This window comes from Mycobacterium sp. NGS39, assembly GCF_059812765.1.
Window position 1 is genome coordinate 100,780 of sequence record NZ_JCALDH010000002.1, and the last position, 22,947, is coordinate 123,726.

Consider the following 22,947-nt stretch of genomic DNA (forward strand, 5'->3'; position numbering starts at 1 on the left):
ACTCGTGATCGATGGAAGAAATCGAGCAGCTGTGGCGCTACGACGGCAAGCGGGTCGTCGTCAGCGGCTGTGCTTCCGGGATCGGTGAGCACGTCGCGCGGCAGCTGTCGCAGCTCGGGGCGGAGGTCGTCGGCCTCGACCGGCGGCGGCCTGCCCTGCAGCTCAAGGAGTTCCATGAAGTCGACCTTGCCGAACCGGCGTCGATCGACCGTGCAGTGTCGGCGGTTGGCGGGCACGTCGACTCGCTGTTCAACGTCGCCGGCGTGTCGTCGGGCATCGGCAACCCGCTGCTGGTTACCACGATCAACTTCCTCGGGACTCGCCACCTCACCGAGGCGCTGTTACCCGCGATGCGCGCCGGCTCGTCGGTCGTGTGCGTCTCGTCGCTGGCCGCGGCCGACTATCTGGACCACCGACAGTCCACCGCCGGGCTGGTGCGGACCAGATCGTTCGAAGAGGGGCTGCACTGGTGCCGGCGCCACCCGGAGGAACTGGCCGACGGGGGATACCGGCTGTCGAAGGAAGCGATCATCTTGTACTGCATGACCAACGCCGCCCCGCTGGGCGCCCGCGGCATTCGCATCAACTGCACCGCGCCGGGCGTGACGGAGACGCCGATCCTCGACCAGCTGCGCGCGTCGTACGGGCAGGCGTACCTCGACACCATTCCCAAGCCGCTGGGCCGGGTGTCCGGGCCGGCCGAACAGGCGGCGGTGCTGGTGTTCTTGAACAGCGCTGCCGCCAGCTACATCACCGGTCAGGTGCTGTGGGTTGACGGCGGCAACGTCGCCAGCCGCATCGCCGCCACCTTGGGAGGACGCGAATAGTGGCCTCTCTCAAGGAGTTCCGCCGCGTCGCCGACGACGTGCGCAACTGGGGCCGCTGGGGTGACGACGACGAGCTGGGCACGCTGAACTTCATCACCGCCGAGAAGGTGCAGCAGGCCGCCAGTCTGGTCAGGCACGGCAAGGTGTTCCCGCTCGGCGTCGACTTCGGCTCGTCGGGTCCGCAGGGCGCATTCCACTACCGGCCCAACCCGCTGCACGTGATGACCGTCGACGGCGGGGACGCGCGCACACTGGTGGAGTACGGGCCCAAGTGGTTGCGAAACCCCACGGCCGTGCAGTTGAGCGGCTACTCCGAGAGCGGGCCGATGCGATTCAACGACGACATGATCATCATGCCGTTGCAAGCGGCCACCCAATGGGACGCGCTATCCCATGTGTATTACGACGAGCAGCTCTACAACGGTTTCCCGGCCAGTTCAGTGACCAGCCTGGGGGCGTTTCACTGCGGCATCGACAAGGTCGACGTCAAGGGCATCACATCACGCGGCGTCCTGCTGGACATCGTGCGGCTGCGCGGTGTCGCGACGTTCTGTGAACTGGGCGATCCGATCACGCCGGAAGAGCTCGACCAAGCGGCTCGCACGCAGGAAGTCACCGTGCAACGCGGCGACATCGTGCTGGTCCGAACCGGTTGGTGGGCAAGGTTCCTCGAAACCGGCGACGGATCGGAGCCGGGAGCCGGTCTGGATTGGCGCTGCGCGTCGTGGATGCACGACCACGACGTTGCGGCGGTGGCAGCCGACAACCTGATGGTCGAGAATCCCGTGTCCGGGGTCGACGGCGCGATCCTGCCGATGCACATGCTGTGCCTTCGCGACATGGGGCTCATGCTCGGTGAGTACTGGAACCTCACCGCGCTGGCCGAGGACTGCGCTGCCGACGGTGTCTACGAATTCCAGCTCGTCGCACCGCCATTGCGTGTTACCGGAGGCGTCGGGTCTCCACTCAATCCGATTGCGATCAAGTAGGTGGACATGACGGCAAGCTCAACAACCGCCAGTGGAATCGTCGACGACGACCGGCGCAGGCCCCTCATCGTGGGGCTCGGCGGCACCCTGCGGGCGAACTCGTCGACCGAGCGGGCATTGCGGTACTGCCTGGAGGCGGTGGAGCGGCAAGGCGGCCGCACGAGGCTGTTCTGTGGCCGCGACATCGATCTGCCGATGTACGCGCCGCACGAACTGTCCCGCACACCGAAGGCCGCAGAGCTGGTCAACGCGCTGCGCGACGCGGACGCGGTAGTCGTGGCCTCGCCCGGCTACCACGGCAGCGTGTCGGGGTTGATCAAGAACGCGTTGGACTACATCGAAGATCTGCGCGAAGACGAGCGGGTGTACCTGGACAACACGCCGTGGGGATGCATCACATGCGCCTATGGCTGGCAGGCCGCCGTCGGCACGCTCACCCACCTGCGCAGCATCGGGCACGCGTTGCGCGCGTGGCCTACCCCGCTGGGCGTCGCGATCAACTCAGCGGACCGGATTTTCGACGAGAACGGCGAGCTGATCGACGAGACCATCAAGAGCCAGCTCGAATTGATGGCCACCCAGGTGCTGACCTTCGCCCAGTCCGCCGGCGGGGCGAGCTGAGCAGTGCCGGCGCAGCGCAAAACCGTCGACGTCGGGGGGCTTGTCACCAGTTATCTCGAAGCCGGACAGGGCGATTCGGTGGTGCTGCTGCACGGCGGCGAATTCGGGGCGAGCGCCGAACTGGGCTGGGAGCGCAACATAGGCGCCCTGGCCGAGCGTTACCGCGTGCTGGCTCCGGACATGCTGGGGTTCGGGCATTCGGCGAAGGTAATCGACTTCACCGACGGCCGCGGCATGCGGATCAGGCACATCGCCCGGTTCTGCGCCGAAGTAGGCGTTGCGTCAGCACATTTCGTGGGGAACTCGATGGGCGCCATCAACCTGCTTGTCGACGCGACGTCCGACGCACCGGTGCTGCCGGCCCGCAGCATCGTCGCGATCTGCGGTGGCGGTGACATCGAGCGCAACTCCTACGTCGATGCGCTGTACGAGTACGACGCGACATACGAGGGCATGCGCCGCATCGTCGAGGCACTGTTCTTCGACCCGTCGTTCCCCGCTGACGACGACTACGTGCGGCGGCGCTACGAGTCGAGCATCGCGCCTGGTGCGTGGGAAGCGCTGGCGGCGGCAAGGTTTCGACGTCCCGGACTCGAGCCGCCGCCGTCGCCGTCGAGTGCACGTGCGTACGAGCGCATCGCAGTGCCCACGCTCGTCGTCGAAGGGGGATGCGACAAGCTGCTTGCCTCGGGTTGGGCGGCGAGAATCGCCGATCAGATTCCGCACGGCCGGTCCGCTGTGATCGAGGCCGCCGGGCATTGCCCGCAGATCGAGCAACCCGAAGTGGTCAACTCGCTTCTGCTGCAGTTCTTCTCCGAGGCAAGCGATTTCGACGTGCAGACCGACGCGAAGGGACAGCCGCGATGAGTAGCGACCTGGCGGGGAAGGTGGCCATCGTCACCGGCGGTGCCTCCGGACTCGGGTATGCCACCGTGGAGAAATTCGTTGCCGAGGGCGCACGAGTGGTGATCGCCGACCTCGACCAAGACAACGGTGCGGCGTTGGCAGAAAAATGTGGAGATGGCGCAGCGTTCCGGCGCGTCGACGTGTCCGACGGCGAACAGGTGAGCGCGTTGGTGGCGACCGCGGTCGACTTGTTCGGGGGCCTGCATGTCATGGTCAACAACGCCGGCATCCCCAGCCGGATGCACAAGAGCCTGCTGCACGACGATTTCGGGGACTTCCAGCGAGTCATGGCCGTCAACCTGCTCGGTGTCATGATCGGAACCCGCGAAGCCGGCAAACACATGTCGCAGCACGGCGGCGGGTCGATCGTCAACGTGTCATCGATCGGCGGCATCCAGGCCGGCGGCGGGGTGATGACGTACCGGGCGTCGAAGGCCGCGGTGTTGTACTTCACCAAGTGCGCGGCGATCGAACTGGCCCCGTACGGAATTCGCGTGAATTGCCTTGCGCCGGGTAGCATTCCGACACCCATTCTCGCGGCGTCGGCCAAGCAGTTCAGCGAAGAGGCGCGCGAGGCGTTCGTCAAGGCGTCGCGACAGACCATGCGGGACAACCGGCCGCTGGAGCGCGAAGGCACACCGGAGGACGTCGCCGAGGCGGCGCTGTATTTCGCCAGTGACCGCTCGGCCTATGTCACCGGCACCGTGTTACCGGTCGACGGCGGCACCGTAGCAGGCACGCCGATTCGGCGCCGGCCGAAAGGAGATGGGTCATGACATCCTCCGTCGTTGTCGTCATCGGCGTGGGCGGCATGGGCGACGCGATCGCCCGGCGGCAGGGGACCGGCCGCACCGCGCTGCTCGCCGACTTCGACACCACTGCGCTGGACGCTGTGGCGTCGAGTCTGGAGCGTGACGGGTACGACGTGGTGGCCCAGCGGGTCGACGTCGGTGACGCGGACTCGGTCGCCGCGCTCGTGAACACCGCCACGTCCAAAGGAGCGGTGAGTCAGGTCGTCCACACCGCGGGTCTGTCTCCGGTGCAGGCCAGCGTGGAAGCCATTCTGCGCGTGGACCTGTACGGTGTCGCGGCGGTATTGGCGGCTTTCGGCGACGTGATCGCACCGCAGGGCGCCGGGGTGGTGATCGCCAGCATGGCGGGCCACATGCTGGGAGAGCTTCCGCCGGACCAGCAGAAGGAGCTGGCTACCGCGCCCCCCGACCGGCTGCTGACGCTTCCGTATTTGCAATCCGACCACATCTCGCAGCCAGGACACGCCTACGCGCTCGCCAAGTACGCAAACCGCTTGCGTGTCATGGCCGAAAGCGTTCGATGGGGCAAGCGCGGCGCCAGGGTCAACTCCGTCAGTCCCGGGGTGATCTCCACGCCGATGGGACGCGCCGAACTCGAAGGAGGAAGCGGCCAAGCCATGCGTGCGATGGTCGACGCGTCCGGAACGGCAAGGGTCGGTACGCCGTTCGACATCGCGAACGCGGTGGCGTTTCTCCTCGGCCCGGATTCGTCGTTTCTCACCGGGACCGACCTCCTCATCGACGGCGGGGTCGTCGCGGCGATGAGGTCCGGCGCCCTCGGGTGATTCGCTGCCAGCGGGCTATGGCTTTTTGCGCCCGGATCGGCTGAGCCGCCACTCCGGCGGAAAGTTGAGATCGTTGTCCTTGACGACGTTGTTGAGGCCCTTGCCGAATGTTCCTTCGGTGAGGTCGACTTCGTCGTCCTGGTCATTGGCGATCAACGGCAGCATTCCCTCGATCATCCCGGTCAGCAGACTGCCAAAGTATTCGCCCTTGTACTGCTTGTACAGCTCCAGGAACGTCTTCTGCACCGCAACCGTGTCCGTCGGGCGCGAACGGGAACACGCCATCGCGTACTTGAGTGTCTCGTCCTCCAGCTTCTCGCGCGGCACCACGCTGTTGACGAAGCCGCAGTCGTACATCTCCTTGGCGGTGAAAGGCCGTCCGGTGAAGAGCATTTCGGAGAACTTGCGCAATCCCATGGTCTCGGCCCACCACCACAGCCGAGGTCCCCAGCCGACGTAGCGGAATGCGGGGTGACCGAACAGGGCGTCGTCCGAGGAGACCACCAGGTCCGCATCGGCGGCCTGATAGAAGTGCCAGCCGTAGCAGTAGCCCTTGGCTTCGACGATGCTGATCTTGCGCAACTCTTGAAGCGGCCGATTGCCTGCGCGCGCTTTCGCGTAGAAGTCGGTGACGGTGGACAGATAGCGATAGGAGCCGCCCGGCGGATATTTCACGTTGTCGTCGTTGATCGCGAGCTCGTGCAGAAGCGGCATGCCCGGGTTCTCCAGCATGTCGCGCTGCTCGGGTAGGTCGCCGCCGCTGCCGAAATCATCGCCCTCGCCCCGGATGACGACGACTTTCACCTCGTCGTCGACGTTGCACTTGTGGATCAGGTCGGCGTAGTTGTGACGCATGCCCAACGTGGTGGAGTTCTGTGCGTCCGGGCGGTCGAAGGTGATATAGGCGATCCTATTCGTGACGTCCTTCTCGAACTTGATGTATTGAGCGGCTTCGCGCTTCATCTCTTCGTAGTCGTAATCAGGCATATCCCTCTCCGGTCAGATGGTTTGCGTTGACGTCGTCGATGTCGTCGCTCTCGGCGCATGCGGCGGGAGCTGCCGTCAGTGTCTCAGCGTCGGCTGCCATTCGGGCTGTTTCTACTCTCCGCTTAGAACGCGGGGAGACCTCGGCTGTCCAGCCGTTAAATCAGTCGCTTGACTTAACCGGACGGGCGTGCTGGACTGAGCGCCATGAGCACCGCCTCGCGGGCGTCGTCGCGATGACCACGGCCAGAGCGCTGCGCAGTGATCGCGCCAACGGCACTCGGGAAGCGATTCTGACCGCCGCGGAGCGGCTGTTCGCGGAGCACGGCGTGTATGCCGTGTCCAACCGTCAGGTCAGCGAGGCCGCGGGGCAAGGCAACAACGCCGCGGTGGGCTACCACTTCGGCACCAAGACCGATCTGGTGCGCGAGATCGAGCACCGGCACCGCGTGCCCATCGAACGGCTGCGCGAGCAGATGGTCGCCGAGACCGGCGACTCTGCCGAGCTGCGCGACTGGGTGGCGTGCCTGGTGTGCCCGCTCACCGATCATCTCGCCGAGCTCGGCAACCCGAGTTGGTATGCGCGGTTCGCCGCCCAGGTGATGGCCGACCCCGCCTACCACAAGATCGTGGTCAAGGACGCGCTCAGCTCGCCGTCGCTGGTGCAGGTCATCGGCCGGATCAACCGCTGCCTTCCCGACCTACCCAAACACGTACACACCGAACGCAGCGTGATGGCGCGAAACCTGTTGATGCACACCTGCGCTGAACGGGAACGCGCGATGGCGGAGAACGCGCCGCTGGCCCGGCCGGGCTGGCAGGCGGCCGCATCCGGTCTGATCGACGCGATCGTGGGCCTGTGGCTGGCACCGGTGACGAACACCGGGAGGCGGGGACGATGAAAGTTGTTGTCGACCAGGACAAGTGCGTGTCATCGGGCCAGTGCGTGCTGAACGCAAGCACCGTGTTCGACCAGCGCTATGACGACGGGGTAGTGGTGCTGTTGACCGAGCACCCGCCTGCCGATCAACAAGAGAACGCCCGCAAGGCGGCTGCGGCCTGTCCGGCGCAGGCCATCGCCATCGAGGAATGAGAACAGTGCCATGTCTGACACGCTGACCGCGACGGCCGCCGGCACGACCGCTGAGATTCCCGACTACCCGATGGAGCGCTCGCCCGCGTGCCCGTTCGCTCCGCCGCCAGGAGTTCGCGAACTCGCCGCCCGAAAAGGGTTGAGCAGAGTCAAGATCTGGGACGGCAGCACACCGTGGCTGATCACCGGCTACGAGGAGGCGCGCACATTGTTCGCCGACTCGCGGGTGAGCGTCGACGACCGGCGGCCCGGGTTTCCGCACTGGAACGAAGGAATGCTCGCCACCGTCCACAAGCGGCCGCGGTCGGTGTTCACGTCCGACGCCGAGGAGCACACCCGGTTTCGCCGCATGCTGTCGAAACCGTTCACGTTCAAGCGTGTCGAGGGTCTGCGGCCGGCGATCCAGAAGATCACCGATGACCACATCGACGCGATGCTCGCCGGGCCCCAGCCGGCCGATATCGTCACCGCGCTCGCGCTGCCCGTCCCGTCGCTGGTGATCAGCGAGATGCTCGGGGTGCCATACGAAGACGCCGGGTTCTTCCAGCAGCACGCCAACATCGGGCTGGCCCGCTATGCCACCGCCGAGGACACCGCGAAAGGCGCTGCGGGACTTGCCAAGTACTTGGCCAATCTGGTGCAAGCCAAGATCGACAACCCTGCCGAGGACGCGGTATCCGATCTGGCCGAGCGGGTCAAGGCAGGCGAGCTGAGCGTGCGGGAGGCTGCTCAGCTGGGCACCGGCCTGCTGATCGCCGGCCACGAGACCACCGCGAACATGATCGGGTTGGGCGTACTGGCCCTGCTCGAACATCCCGACCAGCTGGCGGTCATCCGCGACACCGACGACGCAGGTGTGGTTGCGGCCGCGGTCGAGGAGCTGATGCGCTACCTGTCGATCATCCAGAACGGGCAGCGGCGCGTCGCCATCGAGGACATCGAGATCAGCGGCGAAGTCATCAAAGCGGGCGAGGGCATCATCATCGACCTTGCGCCGGCGAACTGGGATCCCAAGGCTTTTCCCGAACCCGACAAGCTCGATCTGCGGCGGTCCGACGCCGCCCAATTGGGGTTCGGATACGGCCGGCACCAGTGTGTCGGCCAGCAGCTCGCCCGCGCGGAGCTGCAGATCGTCTTCGCCACGCTGTTCCGGCGGGTACCGACGTTGCGGCTGGCCAAGCCGATCGGCGAGATCGCGTTCAAGCACGACCGGCTTGCATACGGCGTCTACGAACTGCCGGTCGTCTGGTGATCCGGCGACGTTCCTGAGGTTTCGACAACGGAGGTCAAGCAGATGTCCACTTCAACCACCGCCACGTTGTATCCACCGGGCGGTTTCGGCGCGCCCAAGGACCGCCGGGGTCACGCGATCGGGTCCGTCGGTCTTCCCGAAGGCACCGAGGTGTTTTCGGCGGACAACCACATCTCGCTGGCCGACGACATCTTCTACGAGCGCTTCCCCGACGACCTCAAAGACAAGGCGCCGCGGATCTGGTACGAGGACGGCGCCTACATGGTCGGCCGCAAGGGCCAGAACTTCTTGCCGGGTGACTTCAGCCGGGTGCTCATGCAGTACGACGACCTGCCCGGCGCCGCCACCAAGGACATCCAGGCGCGAATCCGCGAACTGCACGAAGACGGCGTCGACAAGGAGCTCGCGTTCCCCAACGCCGTGCTCGCGTTGTTCCACTTCCCCGACAAGCAGATTCGGGAACGTGTGTTCCGCATCTACAACGAGTACATGGCCGATCTTCAGGAACGGTCCAACGGTCACTTCTACGGCGTCGGACTGATCAACTGGTGGGATGCCAAGGGCACGCGCCGCACACTCACCGAGCTGAAGTCACTGGGACTCAAGACTTTTCTGATGCCGGTCAATCCCGGCAAAGACGACGACGGCAACGTGATCGACTACGGCAGCACCGTGATGTCAGCGGTATGGGACGAGATCGAAGAGGCCGGATTACCGGTGTCGCACCACATCGGCGAGACCCCGCCGAAGACGCCGTGCGAGTTCAACAGCGTCGTCGTCGGCATGATGATCAACGTCGACGGCTTCCGCGAGGTGTTCTCCAAGTACATCTTCAGCGGCATCCTCGACCGCCACCCGAAGCTGCGGATCGGCTGGTTCGAGGGCGGAATCGCTTGGGTGCCATGGGCTTTGCAGGATGCCGAACATCTGCTGGCCTCATATCAGCACATGTTCAACCACAAACTCGAGCATGACATCCAGTACTACTGGGACACCCACATGAGTGCGTCGTTCATGGTCGATCCGCTGGGACTGCAGTTGATCGACCGGATCGGCGTGGACAAAGTGATGTGGTCGTCGGACTATCCGCACAACGAAAGCACATTCGGGTACTCGGAGAAGTCGCTGGCCGCGGTCGTCGAGGCGGTGGGGCCGCAGAACGCCGCGCGAATCTGCAGCGGCAACATCAAGGAGTTCCTGGGTCTCACATGACCGCCTCTGTCTCCCCGTCGTCTGGCTTGCAGATTCCGGTCGAACCGGACTTCGCCCGGATGTACCGCGAAACCGGCGCCCGGCTACGGTCGGCGATGGCCGACAGCGGTGTCGACGCGCTGCTTCTGCTCGGCAACGGCAACGTCGTCTACGCGACCGGGGCCGCCTGGCCGCTGCTGGACGCCGGTCTGTCGCACGTCGAACGGCCGGTGGCCATCGTGCTGGCCGCCGACGAGCATCCCCACCTGTTCATGCCGTTCCGGGAAGGAGCCTCGTTCGGGTCGCAGGTTCCGGCCGATCACCTCCACCCGCCGCTCTACCTCGAATTCGACGAGGGTGTCGAGCATTTGGCGCGGGTGCTGGCCGAGCTCGTCCCGCCGAAAGCAACCATGGCGGTCGACGAGCTGACCGGCGCGATGCGTCGCGCAACCGGCCGGCTTTTTCCCGGCGGCACGCCGTCGGACGCGGCGGCTGTGGTGGGGGCAGCCAAGCTGGTCAAGACCGTCGACCAGATCGCCTGTATTCGCACCGCGTGCCGCATCACCGAGCAGGCGGCGGCCGAGGTGCAGAAGGAGTTGGTGCCGGGGGTACGGCAGATCGACCTGTCGGCGATGTTCGTGCGCCGCGCCTTCGAACTGGGCGCCACCACCAACATGCTCGAGGCGATCTGGCAGGTGATGCCCGGCACCAAAGGGCAAGGCGTCTGGACCACCCACGGCGACCTCGCGCTACCGCTGCTCACCACGGAGCGAGCGCTGAGGAAGGGCGACGTGCTGTGGACCGACGTCAGCATCACCTACGCCGGATACTGCTCGGACTTCGGCCGGACCTGGCTGGTGGGCGAGCAGCCGACGCCGCGGCAGGCCGAGCAGTTCCACCAGTGGCGGCACATCCTCGAGGCGGTCCTCGACGTGACGAAAGCCGGTGCGACATCGGGAGATCTGGCCCGAGCGGCGATCGCCGCCAACGGCGGGCGCAAACCGTGGTTGCCGCATTTCTACCTGGGCCACGGCATCGGCACCAACGCGGCCGAAATCCCGATGATCGGCACTGACCTCGGCGAGGAGTTCGACGACAACTTCGTGTTCCCGGCCGGCATGGCCCTGGTGCTGGAGCCGGTGGTGTGGGAGGACGGCACCGGCGGTTATCGAAGCGAGGAGATCGTGGTCATCACCGAAGACGGCTGGATGTCACTCACCGACTACCCGTATGCGCCGTATGGCGACTGAAATCCTGCCCGACGCGCGGGCACTGCGGATCAGCCGCCGAGAGCGGGCGTTCGCTGCGATGGCGGCCCACGACCTCGACGTGCTGGTGTTGGGTCGACAAGCCAACGTCCGGTATTTCACTGGAGCCCCCCAACTTTGGGTGGCGGGCACGCGGCCGTTCGGGCCGATCTGCACGGTGGTCCGCGCCACTGGTGAGATCTACCTGAACAGCACCTGGGACGAAGGGATACCGGACGACATCCCACACGACCACCTCTACGGGCTGGCGTGGAACCCGATGACGTTGATCTCTGTGCTGCAGAGCCTCGACGGTGCGAGCAGCGCACGCAGGGTCGGAACAGACGCGCTGTCGCCGACTTTCGCCAACCTGCTTCCGATGGCCTTCCCCCAGGCGGAGATCGTCGACGGCGAGTTGGCGATGCGGGCGGCGCGCAGGATCAAGACTGCCGAGGAGGTCGCCGCCATTCGTTCGGCCCTGCGGGTCGCTGAGGACGGGCTGGCCGCCGGGGTGGCCGAACTGCGGCCCGGGATCAGCGAAAAGTCATTGGCCGGTGCGCTTCTGGAGGCGATGGCGGCGGGCGGCGTGAGCACCCCCGCCACGCAGGACGCGGCGTGGGTGACCTCGCGTGAACATCCGTGGCGGCGGGCCCGCGGTGACGGCCGCGTGCAGGCCGGCGACCTCGTGGCGTTCTCGGCCGGGGTACTGGCTGACGGTTACGTCGGCGAGGTGGGCCGGACGTGGCCGGCTGACGGCGACGATGCCGAGCCCGTCCGTCAGCTGTATCGGCGCTCGAATGCGTTGTGGCACAAGCTTGTCGACGCCTGCCGGCCCGGTACTCCGGCCGCCGATCTGCTCGCCGCGTACGAGGCGGCCGGTGAGCCGCTGCCTCCCATGCCCGTCGCTCACGGTCTGGGGCTGGGTTTCGATCCGCCGGTGGTGACCAAGCACCTGTCGCGAACCGCCGCGCAGGAGCGCCTGCAGCCGGGAATGGTGCTGGCCCTCACCGGTTACGTCTTCGCCGAAGGGGTCGGCGCGGTGTACCGCCGTGACGCGGTGCTGATCGGCACCGACGGGCCGGAGGTGCTGACGTCGAGCCCGTCGTTCAGCGCAGGCACACCCGATGCCGGATAGGCCGCCCCCCGAGGAGATCATCCTCTGCGACAAGAATCCGGCGACCAAGATCGCGACGATCACGTTCAACCGCCCGGAGTTCCTCAACGCACCCACCACCGCAGCGCGGTTGCGTTATGCCGACCTTCTGCACGGTGCCACTGTCGACGACGACGCCAAGTACCCGCCCGACTTCCGGTTGAGCAAGTCCAACCGCCAGCGGAAGGACTGACTGGTGCTACCCCAGAACGGCCCACTGAGCGGGCTCGTCGTCGTAGAACTGTCCACCGGCATCGCAGGCGCCTACTGCACGAAGCTGCTCGCCGACGGCGGCGCGATGGTAATCAAAACCGAAGCACCGCAAGGTGATTCGCTGCGACAATGGACGGCGTCGGGGGCGGCGATCGACCCCGGCTACGACGGCGCGCTGTTCACGTTCCTGGCGGCCGCCAAGCACAGCGTGGTGGTCGACCCCGACGACGTCGCCGACGTCGGCATGCTCCACGACTTGCTCGCCGGCGCCGACGCGGTGGTGTGGTCGCGCGGGTCGTCGGTCGCCGAACTGCCCGCGTTCACACCGTCCGAAATCCGCCGAGCGCACCCGCATCTGACCGTCACCTCGATCACGCCGTTCGGCCTCGACGGACCCTGGCATGACAAGCCGGCGACCGAGTTCACGCTGCAGGCGTGGTCCGGCGGGATCGTCGGCCTCGGCCGCGGCGCCCCGGACCGGGCACCGGTGTACGTCGGCGGTCAAGTGGGTGAATACCTGGCCGGGGCGTATGCGAGCGCCGCGACGCTGATGTCGCGCCTCGGCGGGCGTAGGGGAGAGCTCATCGACCTGTCGATGCTCGAGGTGGACATCCTGGCGCTCACCTACTACCCGGTGACGTTTTTCGAGATGCTCGGCCGGCCGTGGCGCACGGAACGCAAGCTCACGGTGCCCGGGATTGCCGCTGCCAAGGACGGTTTGGTGGATTTGGGCTGCGGAACCGCGCAGCAGTGGTTCGACCTGTGCGTGATGATCGGCCACGAGGAGTGGATCGACGAAGAGTCGACGTTGTCGATCACCGAGCAAGCCAACGAGAAGGCCGCCGAGATCTACGAGTGGGTGAGAAACCACACCGTCGACGAAATCCGTGAACTGGCAACGGCTTTCCGCATCCCCAACGCCCCCGTGGCCAACGGCGCCAACATCGAGTCACTTGAGCATTTCCGGGTCCGCGGATCTTTCGTAGAGAACCCGCGCGGCGACTTCCACCAGCCCGGGCATCCGTACCGCATGCAGCCGCAGGTATTGCGGCCGCCGGCGGCCGCTCCGCGACTCGGCGAGCACACCGAGCACTATCGGCGAAACACCCCCGAGCGCCGCGTCAACCCGTCGCCCGCTGACGAGTCGACGGACTTGCCGCTGCGCGATATTCGCGTGCTCGACATGACCACGTTCTGGGCAGGACCCTCCTGCACCCACATGCTGGCACTGCTCGGTGCCGACGTGATCCACGTAGAGTCCACCCGGCGCCCTGACGGCACCCGCCTCATCGCCGGCGTGCCGGTCACGGAGGAGAGCTGGTGGGAGAAGTCGCCGATCTTCTCGGCGCTGAACACCAACAAGAAGGGTGTGACGCTCGACCTGCAAAGCCCACGCGGACGGGAGATCCTGCACCGGCTCATCGCCACGTGCGACGTGTTCGTCGAGAACTTCACTCCCCGGGTGATGGACCAGATCGGCCTGAATTCCACTGTGCTCAAGGGCATTCGGTCTGACCTGATCGTGCTGCGGATGCCGGGCTTCGGCCTCGACGGGCCGTGGCGCGACAACCCCGCGTTCGCCTACGCCATCGAGGCGGCGGCCGGACTGAGCTGGCTGACTGGATATCCGGACCGCCCTCCCTACGAGCCGTATTGCGTAGGCGACCCGAACGCGGGCGTGCACGCCCTCAACGGGCTGCTGCTGGCACTGGAGCACCGCCGCCGAACCGGTGAGGGCGTGTCGATCGAAGCGTCGATGGTGGACGCCGCGATCAATGTGTCTGCCGAACAGGTCATCGAGTACACCGCATACGGCGCGCTGCTGCAGCGGGCCGGCAACCGCGGGCCGACGGCCGCGCCGCAGAACCTCTACGCCACATCAGACATCGACGAGTTCGGCCGCGCCGACTGCTGGGTCGCGGTCGCGGTTGCCACCGACGACCAGTGGTTGCGACTGCAGCAAGCCATGGGTAACCCCGCGTGGGCGGCGAGCCCCGACTTCGACACCGATGCCGGCCGACGCGAACACCACGACCTCATCGACAAGCACCTTTCCGCGTGGTGCGCCAAACAGTCAGGCGACCGGATCGTCGAGCTGCTCTGGGAAGCGGGAGTGCCGGTGGCCAAGGTCATCCAGCCCCACCGGCAGACCGAGCTACCGCAGCTGGCGTTCCGGCGTTTCTTCGAGGAGGTCTCGCATCCCGTCAACGCGGCCGCGCCGCACAGCACGCTGCCGATGCGATTCTCCAGCGGCCCGCACCGGTTCCACCGGCGGCCTGCTCCGTTGCTGGGTGAGCACAACCGTGAGGTGCTGTCCGAGTTGGGTTTGAGCGCAACCGAAATCGACGAGCTGGAGGCAATCGGAGTGATCGGCCGAGCGCCCGCGAGATGATCACGAGACGGGCCTGTCCAGCCCCGGCTCGCCGAGCCTCGCCCGGATGACGCCCCACGGATCGGCGTACTGGCCCGGCCAACCGCGATAGGCGTGACAGCGTCTCACGTACCGTCTCACGAGTGGCGTCATGAGCCGCGCGGGATACCGTTTCCAGCCAGTGCGCGCTCGCATCTCCGCGAGCATGTCGGGCCACGAATGATGCTGGAACGCCAGCAGTTTCTGCGCGCGGCTGGGGTCCATCCAGCAGTTGGGGTACCAGTCGTCGCTGTTCGGGTCGCCAGGGCGGCCACCCGTGAGCACCCCGGGAAGCCCTCTGGCCGCCACGCTGTCGTTGCCCACGTCGCGATAAGTGAGGCGGTGGGTTTCGTCGCCCGCCACCGGCAGAATCTCGCCCACGACCTCTGCAGTGGTCGCCGCTGCGATTGCGGTGGCGACGTCGCGGGTGTCGACGGTGTGCACCCGCCCATCGGTGGGCAACAGTGTTGTGAGGAACAGGATGTCCGCGTCGAACGGCGCTTCGGCCGGATCGGCGCTGATCACCCCGCCGAGCCGCAGGATCACCCACTCGAGTTGCGACGCGCGCACCAGGTGCTCGGCTTCGAGCTTGTGGCCGCCATACAACTCGCAGGGACGTGGTGGTGTGTCGGCGTCGACCAGATCGGTGATGCGGTACGGGTTCGGCCCGCCGTAGACGCCGGCGCTGGACGCCTGCACGAAGCGCGGTGGCCGAGGCAGGGATTGGGCCGCCCGCAACAACGACGCCGTACCGTCCACGTTGACTCTGCGGGCGAACCGGGCGTCGCGATACACCGCCGGCGGTATGACCGCGGCCAGGTGGACGATCACGTCCGGCACGGCCTCGGCGACGACGCGCTCGATGGCGCCCGGATCCGTCAGATCGGCCCATCTCGCTTCGACTCCGGGCGCAAGTCGCTTGGTGGCCTTGCGATTAGCGGCACCGCCGCGGGCGGTGGCGACCACGTGCCAGCCCTGCGCGGCCAAGGTTCTGACTGTCGTCCGCCCTACGAGACCGAACGCTCCTGTGACAAGCACCGTCTCAGACATGGGCCGCCTCTTTGTGTCGCCGACCCGGATTATCACATTCGGCGACGGCGCCGAATGAGCAATCGCATCAGGACTTCGCGGTGTCCAGCGCTGGGTCGCCGATCCGCGCGCGAATGGCCGTCCACGGGTCGGCGTAGCGGCCCGGCGACTTGTAGTAAGCCCCTTTGCGTTTTACGTACATTCGGGCGAATGGAGAGATCAGCCGCAGCGGGTAGCGTTTCCAGCCGGTCTGCGCGCGCATCTCGGCCAACATGTCGGGCCACGAATGGTGCTGGAACGCCAGCGCCGCTTGCGCCGGGGCGGTGTCCATCCAGTCGGTGATGAACCAGTCGTCCTCGCTGTCCGGATTGCCCGGGCGGCCTTCGGGCAGCACGCCGACGAATCCGCGTGCTTCGGCGAGCGCGCGGCCGACCTGGCCTTGCCTCAGTCGGTGCGAATCGTCTCCGGCGATGAGAAAAATTCGACCGACGACGTCGGCGGTGACAGCCCTCGCGAATGCCGTGGCGACGTCGCGGACATCGACGCCGTGGAATCGTCCGTCGCTGGGCAAGGTGCTTTCGAAGTACAGCGCCTCGGACGTGAACGGCAGGGCCTTCGGGTCCACGCTCATCACGCCGCCCAATCGCAGCACGACCCAGGGCAGCTGCGATGACCGCACCAGCTCCTCGGCCTCGAGCTTGTGGCCGCCGTACAGTTCCGTCGGCCGGGGTGGCGTGGTGGCGTCGATGGGATCTGGATGCAGATACGGGTTACGCGACCCGTAGACCGCGTTGCTGGACGCCACCACGAAACGCGGTGGAACCGGCTGGGCTTCGGCCGCGCCCACCAACGCCTTGGTGGCGTCCACGTTGACGAGACGCGCACGCGCGGGGTTGCGGTAGATCGGTGGCGGGATCACGGCGGCCAGATGGATGATCGCCGCAGGCGCCACTTCCGACAGCAAGCGGTCCACCGCGGCGGCATCGGTCAAGTCGGTCCACCGCACGCTCACCCCCGACGGCAGGCTCTCGGCCCGTTTTCGGTGGGCCGGAGTCTGCAGATCGACGGCGACCACCTGCCGGCCCTCGGCGGCCAGACGCTTGACAGTCTCAGAGCCGACGAGGCCGAAGCCGCCCGTGACGACCACCGTGTCGGACATGGGCCTCCTCGGGCCGGGTTGCGGATGATTACGCCATTCTCAAAAACGAAAGTAACATATCCGCAGCTGGAGCACTCTATCGGTGGTCGAGACGGCATGTGCATCGACGAACACAACCACGCCGTGCTGGGATAAGGCATGCCCGGTGACACTAATGCCCTCGGAGTGGTACGGACCCTGCGGCGCGCGCGGCTGATCGCGCCGCTGCGGCCTGACAAGTACGTCCGGATGGCCGCCGCAATGGTCCGCGAGGGGATGACGCCGACCGTCGGGTTCGCGGCCGCAGCGCGCCGCTGCCCCGACCGGCCAGGCTTGGTCGACGAGATCGGCACCCTGACGTGGAGGCAACTCGACGAACGCTGCGATGCGTTCGCTGCGGCGCTTCAAGCGCTGCCCGGCGGCGTGCCGCAGCAGCTTGCCGTCATGTGCCGCAACCATCGCGGCTTCGTGGAAGCGCTCGTAGGGGCGGCTCGGATCGGTGTCGACGTGCTATTGCTCAACACCGCGTTCGCCGGTCCTGCACTGGCTGAGGTGGTTGAGCGCGAGGGAGTGGACGCGATCGTCTACGACGAGGAGTTCACCGGCATCGTCGATACGGCGTTGGCGGACAAGCCCGACGCCGTACGCATCCTCGGATGGACCGACGCGCCAGCAGACCTCACCGTCGAGAGCCTGATCGAGCGGCACGCCGGCCAGGGGCCCCGACGCACCGGCCGCAAAGGCAAGACCATTCTGTTGACGTCCGGTACCACGGGCACCCCGAAGGGCGCCAAGCCCGTGTCGGGCGGTGGCGCAGTCGAATTGACTGCGCTGCTGGACCGGGTGCCGTGGCGGGCCGAAGAGGCCACCGTGATCGTCGCCCCGATGTTTCATGCGTGGGGATATTCGCAGCTGTTGTTCTCGGCTTTGATGGCGTGCACGATCATCACGCGGCGAAAGTTCGACCCCGAAGCGACACTGGAACTCGTCGACCGCCACCGTGCTACCGGACTGGTCGTGGTTCCGGTGATGTTCGACCGCATCATGGAGCTTCCCGACGAGGTGCGAAACCGCTACAGCGGCAAGTCGTTACGGTTCGCCACCGCAAGCGGTTCGCGGATGCGCCCGGACGTGGTGATTAGGTTCATGGATCAGTTCGGCGACGTCATCTACAACAACTACAACGCCACCGAGGCCGGAATGATCGCCACCGCCACCCCGCAAGATCTGCGGGCGGCGCCCGATACTGCCGGAAAGCCCGTGTACGGCACCGAGATCCGGATCCTCGACGAGAACTTCAAGGAGGTGCCGACCGGCGAAGTCGGGCAGATCTTCGTCCGCAGCGGCACTTTGTTCGAGGGCTACACATCCGGGGCGACCAAGGATTTCCACGACGGCTTCATGGCGTCCGGCGACGTCGGATACCTCGACGAGGCGGGCCGACTGTTCGTGGTGGGCCGAGACGACGAGATGATCGTCTCCGGCGGCGAAAATGTGTATCCGATCGAGGTGGAGAAGACGCTGACCGCTCATCCGGATGTGGCCGAGGCGGCAGTGATCGGGGTCGACGACGAACAGTACGGCCAGCGGTTGGCGGCATTTGTGGTGCTGAACGACGGCGCCGCGGCCACGCCGGACACCCTCAAACAACACGTCCGTGACAACCTCGCGAATTACAAAGTGCCGCGAGAGATTTCGGTGTTGGATGAGCTGCCCCGCAGCAGCACCGGCAAGATCCTGCGCAGTGAGCTGCAGGCGCTTGCCGGCGGACGAAAAAGCTAGCCGACCGCGGTGGCCGGCGCCATCGCGGTGCCCACAATCGTCGGCTCCCCGGAAAACCCTGCGGCGTGCCGGATTTCGCCGAACGCGTGCACCATCGCATCGGTCGCCTCGTGCACGTCGTTGAAGGTCTGGTCGTCGGACAGCACCGCGACGTCCACTTGGTCGACGTAACTCCACACCGTCATGTTGAACGCGCTGCCGGGAGACAGCACGCCCACCGAGTAGATCTCGCTGACGGGTGCGCCGCCGATGTGCCCACGTTCGCGCGGGCCCGGGACGTTCGAGACGGCGACGTTCATCAGCTTGTTGTGCGGCGAGAGCATCTGCCTGCGGAACAGGGCCGGCGCCAGCGGCGGCGGCAGGTAGTCCATCATCCGGCTCTGCAGCGTCGGTCCGAGTAGCTCGTAGTCCTCTTTTGCGATCTTCGTGGCCAGCGATGTCAGCCGGATGCGTTCACGCGGATCGTCGATGTGCACGGGCAACGAAACAGGTAGGCCACCGATCTCGTTGCCGGTGATGCGGTCCGGTGTCCGGTCGGTGCTGACCGGAACGGTTGCGATGATCGGCCGATCGGCGCGACCGTCGTAGCGCAGCAACAGTTCTCGCAACGCGCCGGCCGCCGAGGCCAGGATGACGTCGTTGAACGTCACGCCAAGGGTTTTCGCGGTCTCCTTCACCTCAGCCAGGGACAGCGTCGCGGTGGCGAATGTCCGCACCGGCGACACCACATGGTTCAGGAACGTCGGCGGCGCGTTGAAGATCTTGGCCAGATCCGGATGCTGCGGGCGCTCCTTGCTGCGCCGGCGCAGCCGCACCGCGCCGCGCACCGCGTCGCGGATCAGCCCCGGAAGTTCGGCCATCTGATGGAAGTGGTCGAGCTGCGCCTCCCAGAGCAGTTCGGCTTTCGACGGCTGCGCGCAGCCGTCCGGCGCCTCGCGTTCGTTCTGCGACCCGTCGGTCAAATCCATCAGGCGGGCCAACAGATTCGCTGATGCGACGCCGTCGGCGAGCGCGTGGTGCACCTTGCCGATCAACGCGAATCGGTGTTCGGCCATCCCCTCGGCGAAGTGGAATTCCCAGAGGGGCTTGCTTCGGTCCAGCGGGGTGCTGGCGATTTGTCCGATCAACCCGTCGAGCTCGCGCCGGCCCCCCGGTGCCGGCACCTGGACCCGGCGCAGATGGTAGTCGAGATCGACGTCGCAGTCCTCCATCCACATCGGATGGTGCAAGCGCCACGGGATGTCGAGGAGCTTGTAGCGCAGGGGATCGAGCAGGTGCAGGCGGCGCTCGATAGTCCGGCGGAAGACCTCGAACGAGAACTCGCCGTCGAAGTCGGCGGCATTGACGATCGCAACCTTCAGCGTGTGCGTGTGCAAGTTGGGTGTCTCGCTGTACAGCAGCATGGCGTCCATGCCGTTGAGTCGCTTCATGGCCAACCTCGTCTCGATGGCGCCGCTCGTGTTGCCGGGTTCTATGGAAACACGTGGGCCGCTCGTCGAGGGAGCCTTTGATACTGCTGCGACTTCGTCGGCGCCGAGCGGCCGTTGACCGCGGCCCGAGGCGGCAATTTCGGCGGCCGATAGGGCCACCGGTGGGCTCAACGGCTAGTCGCCGTGAATGTGTTCTGCGAAATCGAGAATGTGATTTTCGACGGATCGGGTCAGGATTCGACGAATCCGTGGGCGCAGAAATCCCAGACTTCCTCGGCGGTGATCGGGTGCGAGGGCCCTTCGTCGGTGTCGGCGCTCGACTGCGCGACGAACATCACCGTCTGCATGGTCATCGCGGCCATCCGCCGCGGGTTGATGTCGGGCCTGAGCCGCCCGGCTGCGGCGGCCGCTTCCATCAACTCGGTCAGCAACGCGTGCAGCGGCGCGTGCGCGATCTTGACCTCGGACGGGTGCGACACCAGCAACCGCGGCGCAAAATCGGTGAACAGCGGCCGCTTGGCGTTCGGATCGGGGCGCGACGTCTCGAACAGCAGCTTGACGGCGACTTGCAGACGTTCGAGCGGGTCGGAATGTCCTTCGGTGGCGGCTCGGATCTGTTCCGCGGACCGGCTCAGCGCATCTTCGAACAGCGCCAGCAAAAGCTCATGTTTGCCGTCGAACTGCAGGTAGAAGCTGCGAAGCGATTGCCGGGACCGGTCGACCACCTCTTGGACGGTGAAGTCGGTGCTGCCCTTCTCGATGATGATTGCTTGCGCAGCGTCGAGAAACCGCTGGACACGTTGCGCGGCCCGCAGCTTGGCCGTTTTGATGGATCGCTCGACCGCACGCTGCTTCCAGGCCGGCTCTTCGCTCGGGCTTGTCACTGGCCGCTCGAAACCGTGCACGCAGCTGAGAACATGGTTGAACTGTACCGGAGAACGGTGTGCAAAAGTGGCGTCCGACGCCTGGTCCGCGCACGTGTCAGAGATTGTAACTTTCTCATAACGAGAATAGTATTCTCTTTGTCTCTCTCGAGGAAGCCTCTCACCGATTGAAGGGGAGCCGCCATGTTGCCGCCGGGCTGGAGCCGCAGCTGGCCACGAAGGCGCGACCTGCTGCACCGGCAGAGCTGGCCTGTTCGCCGGGTGTGGGTGGTGTGGTGCCGCCCTCGTGAAGGTGGCCCATCGGACGGCGAATCAGAGGTCGACGAGCCGCGGCGCTGAGCCGAGCTTGCGCAGTCGAGCACCCGCCTCGCGGGTGAGTTCTTTGCTGCTGCCCAGCAGACCGTCGAGAATCAACGCGCGGCGAATGTGGCGGTGCAGCCCGTGCTCGGCGGTGAAACCGATACCGCCGAGCACCTGCTGGCAGTGCCGCGCCGCAGTCAGCGCTGCCTGCCCGGCGGCCGCCTTGGCCAGTAGTGCGCTGAAAGAGTCGTCGGCTCCCTGAAGGGTCGCCTCGGCACCTTCGATGGCCACGAGTGTCTCGGCAAGCCGGTGCCGAATAGCCTGGAACGACGCCACCGGCCTGCCGAACTGCACACGGTCCAACGCATGTTGACGGGCCAGTGACAGCATGGCCCGGCTGGTGCCCACCAGCCACCAGCCCAATGCGCGCCGGCCGGCGCCGAGCGGTACGGCGCTGGTTTGATCGCAGCGCCGGATCGGCATCTCCTCGTCGAGCGCAGAGCTGGGATCGTCGGCCCGCTCCCAGACCACCCATGCACTGCCGGCATACGGCAGGGGCACCGTGTCACCGAGCGGCCGTCCGGCCTCGTTGCACACCACGTCGTTCAGCACGGGGGCATGCGCGCCTGTCTCGCCAAGTAACTTGAATACCAACGGAATCGCGGTTTCGGGCATCTGCTCGAGCATGTCGAGCCAGCCGAGCTCGGCCAGCGCCTTGTCGAGTTCGGCACCCGACGCGGCGAGCATGGTCTTGCGCAGCGCGTCGGCGAGCAGCTCGAGATCGTCTTCGGACACAGGCTCCACGGTCACTCCTTCCCGAGCCCGAGTAGCCGGCGCGCGATGATGTTGCGCTGGATTTCCGCGGTGCCGCCGTAAATCGTCGCGGCACGAGAGTAGAGATACTCTGTGCGCCAGGGGGATTCGTCCAATTCGATGGTTCCGGGGAGCAAGTCGCGCGCGGTGTCGTAGAGCCGCTGCTCGGCGGTGGCCAACAGCACCTTGTCGATCGACGTCTCCGGGCCGAGGCGCGCGCCACCGGCCAGCCGGTGCTGGGTCAACCGCGATCGGCACCGCAGAGTGTGCAGCCCCAGATATGCCGCACCAAGCTCACCGTCGTCCGGATCTGCCGTCCGCGATTCCGCGATGAGCCGATCGAATCTCGCGTAGAGATAGGCGATCCGCTGCCAGAAGCACGTCGAGCGCTCATAAGGCAGCAGGTCCATCGCGAGTTGCCAACCGTCGCCGGGCTTTCCGAGCATCCGGTCGCCGGGAATCACGACGTCGTCGAAGTACACCTCGCAGAACTCGTCGACGCCATGCATGGTGCGCAGCGGCCGAACGGTGATACCCGGGGTGTCCATGTCGACGAAGAACGCGGTTATCCCGTTGTGGCCAGGCCCCGTTCGGGTCAGCAGCACGCACCGGGCGGAGAATTGGGCGAAGCTCGTCCACACTTTCTGGCCATTGACCACCCAGTCCTCGCCGCGCGGTGTGGCGCGCGTGGACAGCGACGCGAGGTCGCTGCCCGATCCCGGCTCGGAGAATCCCTGACACCACTGCTCCTGACCGGACAGCAGCCGCGGCACCATCTCGGCGGCCAACTGCGGTGGCGCATAGTCGATCATCGTCGGCGCGAGCACCTCGACCATCGAGTACGGCCCCGGTTCGGCCAGGCCGCGCCCGACCACCTCTTCACCGACGATCGCGCGCAGCATCGCCGGCCCGCCGAGGCCGCCGACCTCCACAGGCCAGCCGTAGCGCATCCAGTCGGCGCCGTACAGCGCCCGGTGAACCCGGGCCAGCTGCTTGATGTGCCCTTCGAGCGAATGGTCCGGGCCGGGCGTCAGGTCGTTGTCGTCGAGCCAGGCCCGCAGCCCTGCCCGAAACTCCCCGACATCCAC

The 22,947-nt window shown here is 66.4% G+C and carries 21 protein-coding genes and 1 pseudogene; 15 read left to right on the forward strand and 7 right to left on the reverse strand.

The annotated features are described in order from the left end of the window. Positions 1-11: 11 nt before the first annotated feature. Genes AC5Y39_RS02835 through AC5Y39_RS02860 form a run of 6 tightly spaced genes read left to right on the forward strand, consistent with a single transcriptional unit; the run spans position 12 to position 4,940 of the window. Positions 12-827 (forward strand): coniferyl-alcohol dehydrogenase, encoded by an 816-nt coding sequence (locus tag AC5Y39_RS02835; protein WP_500015401.1) that lies wholly within the window; start codon positions 12-14, stop codon positions 825-827. After that, positions 827-1,816, forward strand: a complete 990-nt coding sequence (locus AC5Y39_RS02840) for a cyclase family protein (protein ID WP_500015399.1) — start codon at positions 827-829, stop codon at positions 1,814-1,816. Before AC5Y39_RS02835 ends, AC5Y39_RS02840 begins: the two co-directional genes overlap by 1 nt. Positions 1,817-1,822: 6 nt before the next feature. Then, positions 1,823-2,437: an NADPH-dependent FMN reductase gene (locus AC5Y39_RS02845; RefSeq protein ID WP_500015397.1), complete on the forward strand. Its 615-nt coding sequence runs from the start codon at positions 1,823-1,825 to the stop codon at positions 2,435-2,437. 3 nt (positions 2,438-2,440) lie between these two features. Next, positions 2,441-3,304, forward strand: a complete 864-nt coding sequence (locus AC5Y39_RS02850) for an alpha/beta fold hydrolase (RefSeq protein WP_500015396.1) — start codon at positions 2,441-2,443, stop codon at positions 3,302-3,304. Further along, on the forward strand, positions 3,301-4,119 hold the full coding sequence (locus tag AC5Y39_RS02855) for an SDR family NAD(P)-dependent oxidoreductase (protein WP_500015395.1): 819 nt from the start codon (positions 3,301-3,303) through the stop codon (positions 4,117-4,119). Before AC5Y39_RS02850 ends, AC5Y39_RS02855 begins: the two co-directional genes overlap by 4 nt. After that, positions 4,116-4,940: an SDR family oxidoreductase gene (locus AC5Y39_RS02860; protein ID WP_500015393.1), complete on the forward strand. Its 825-nt coding sequence runs from the start codon at positions 4,116-4,118 to the stop codon at positions 4,938-4,940. Before AC5Y39_RS02855 ends, AC5Y39_RS02860 begins: the two co-directional genes overlap by 4 nt. Before the next feature lie 15 nt (positions 4,941-4,955). Here the strand turns inward: AC5Y39_RS02860 and AC5Y39_RS02865 are convergent, their stop codons facing one another. Continuing rightward, positions 4,956-5,927, reverse strand: coding sequence for an enoyl-CoA hydratase/isomerase family protein (locus AC5Y39_RS02865; RefSeq protein ID WP_500015391.1), 972 nt, complete (start codon positions 5,925-5,927; stop codon positions 4,956-4,958). 233 nt (positions 5,928-6,160) lie between these two features. Between AC5Y39_RS02865 and AC5Y39_RS02870 the strand changes: the two genes are divergently transcribed. From AC5Y39_RS02870 to AC5Y39_RS02905, 8 genes and pseudogenes are all read left to right on the forward strand, one after another. Further along, positions 6,161-6,826: a TetR/AcrR family transcriptional regulator gene (locus AC5Y39_RS02870; protein ID WP_500015390.1), complete on the forward strand. Its 666-nt coding sequence runs from the start codon at positions 6,161-6,163 to the stop codon at positions 6,824-6,826. Next, the gene (locus AC5Y39_RS02875) at positions 6,823-7,017 is read left to right on the forward strand and encodes a ferredoxin (RefSeq protein ID WP_500015388.1); all 195 of its coding nucleotides are present in this window, start codon (positions 6,823-6,825) and stop codon (positions 7,015-7,017) included. Before AC5Y39_RS02870 ends, AC5Y39_RS02875 begins: the two co-directional genes overlap by 4 nt. A 10-nt stretch (positions 7,018-7,027) precedes the next feature. Continuing rightward, positions 7,028-8,269, forward strand: a complete 1,242-nt coding sequence (locus AC5Y39_RS02880) for a cytochrome P450 (protein ID WP_500015386.1) — start codon at positions 7,028-7,030, stop codon at positions 8,267-8,269. 42 nt (positions 8,270-8,311) lie between these two features. Next, positions 8,312-9,481, forward strand: a complete 1,170-nt coding sequence (locus AC5Y39_RS02885) for an amidohydrolase family protein (protein WP_500015384.1) — start codon at positions 8,312-8,314, stop codon at positions 9,479-9,481. Further along, on the forward strand, positions 9,478-10,710 hold the full coding sequence (locus AC5Y39_RS02890; RefSeq protein WP_500015382.1) for a M24 family metallopeptidase: 1,233 nt from the start codon (positions 9,478-9,480) through the stop codon (positions 10,708-10,710). Before AC5Y39_RS02885 ends, AC5Y39_RS02890 begins: the two co-directional genes overlap by 4 nt. Continuing rightward, a complete protein-coding gene (locus AC5Y39_RS02895) occupies positions 10,700-11,842 on the forward strand; it encodes a M24 family metallopeptidase (protein ID WP_500015380.1) in 1,143 nt (380 codons plus the stop codon). The genes AC5Y39_RS02890 and AC5Y39_RS02895 overlap by 11 nt, the downstream gene beginning before the upstream one ends. Further along, positions 11,832-12,002: pseudogene (locus AC5Y39_RS02900) on the forward strand (enoyl-CoA hydratase/isomerase family protein); the annotation flags it as partial. The gene AC5Y39_RS02895 and the pseudogene AC5Y39_RS02900, both read left to right, overlap by 11 nt. Before the next feature lie 54 nt (positions 12,003-12,056). Then, complete coding sequence (locus AC5Y39_RS02905; RefSeq protein WP_500015378.1) at positions 12,057-14,465, forward strand: CaiB/BaiF CoA-transferase family protein; 2,409 nt, start codon at positions 12,057-12,059, stop codon at positions 14,463-14,465. Here the strand turns inward: AC5Y39_RS02905 and AC5Y39_RS02910 are convergent, their stop codons facing one another. After that, a complete protein-coding gene (locus AC5Y39_RS02910; protein WP_500015377.1) occupies positions 14,466-15,533 on the reverse strand; it encodes an NAD-dependent epimerase/dehydratase family protein in 1,068 nt (355 codons plus the stop codon). A 67-nt stretch (positions 15,534-15,600) separates the two neighbouring features. Further along, entirely contained in the window at positions 15,601-16,671 is a 1,071-nt protein-coding gene (locus tag AC5Y39_RS02915; protein WP_500015376.1) for an NAD-dependent epimerase/dehydratase family protein, read from the reverse strand. Positions 16,672-16,809: 138 nt separating this feature from the next. On the opposite strand from AC5Y39_RS02915, the gene fadD12 reads away from it, so the two are divergent. Then, positions 16,810-18,432 carry an acyl-CoA ligase FadD12 gene (gene fadD12, locus AC5Y39_RS02920; protein WP_500015374.1) on the forward strand — a complete coding sequence of 541 codons (1,623 nt, stop codon included), beginning with the start codon at positions 16,810-16,812 and terminating at the stop codon, positions 18,430-18,432. On the opposite strand, the gene AC5Y39_RS02925 is transcribed toward fadD12, so the two are convergent. The 4 genes from AC5Y39_RS02925 to AC5Y39_RS02940 all read right to left on the reverse strand — a co-directional run bounded on the left by AC5Y39_RS02925 (position 18,429) and on the right by AC5Y39_RS02940 (position 22,947). Then, the gene (locus tag AC5Y39_RS02925) at positions 18,429-19,862 is read right to left on the reverse strand and encodes a WS/DGAT/MGAT family O-acyltransferase (protein ID WP_500015372.1); all 1,434 of its coding nucleotides are present in this window, start codon (positions 19,860-19,862) and stop codon (positions 18,429-18,431) included. The genes fadD12 and AC5Y39_RS02925 overlap by 4 nt on opposite strands. Positions 19,863-20,092: 230 nt before the next feature. Next, positions 20,093-20,746, reverse strand: coding sequence for a TetR/AcrR family transcriptional regulator (locus tag AC5Y39_RS02930; protein WP_500015370.1), 654 nt, complete (start codon positions 20,744-20,746; stop codon positions 20,093-20,095). A gap of 312 nt (positions 20,747-21,058) precedes the next feature. After that, positions 21,059-21,793: an acyl-CoA dehydrogenase family protein gene (locus AC5Y39_RS02935; RefSeq protein WP_500015611.1), complete on the reverse strand. Its 735-nt coding sequence runs from the start codon at positions 21,791-21,793 to the stop codon at positions 21,059-21,061. Positions 21,794-21,852: 59 nt separating this feature from the next. Then, the gene (locus tag AC5Y39_RS02940; RefSeq protein WP_500015609.1) at positions 21,853-22,947 is read right to left on the reverse strand and encodes an acyl-CoA dehydrogenase family protein; all 1,095 of its coding nucleotides are present in this window, start codon (positions 22,945-22,947) and stop codon (positions 21,853-21,855) included.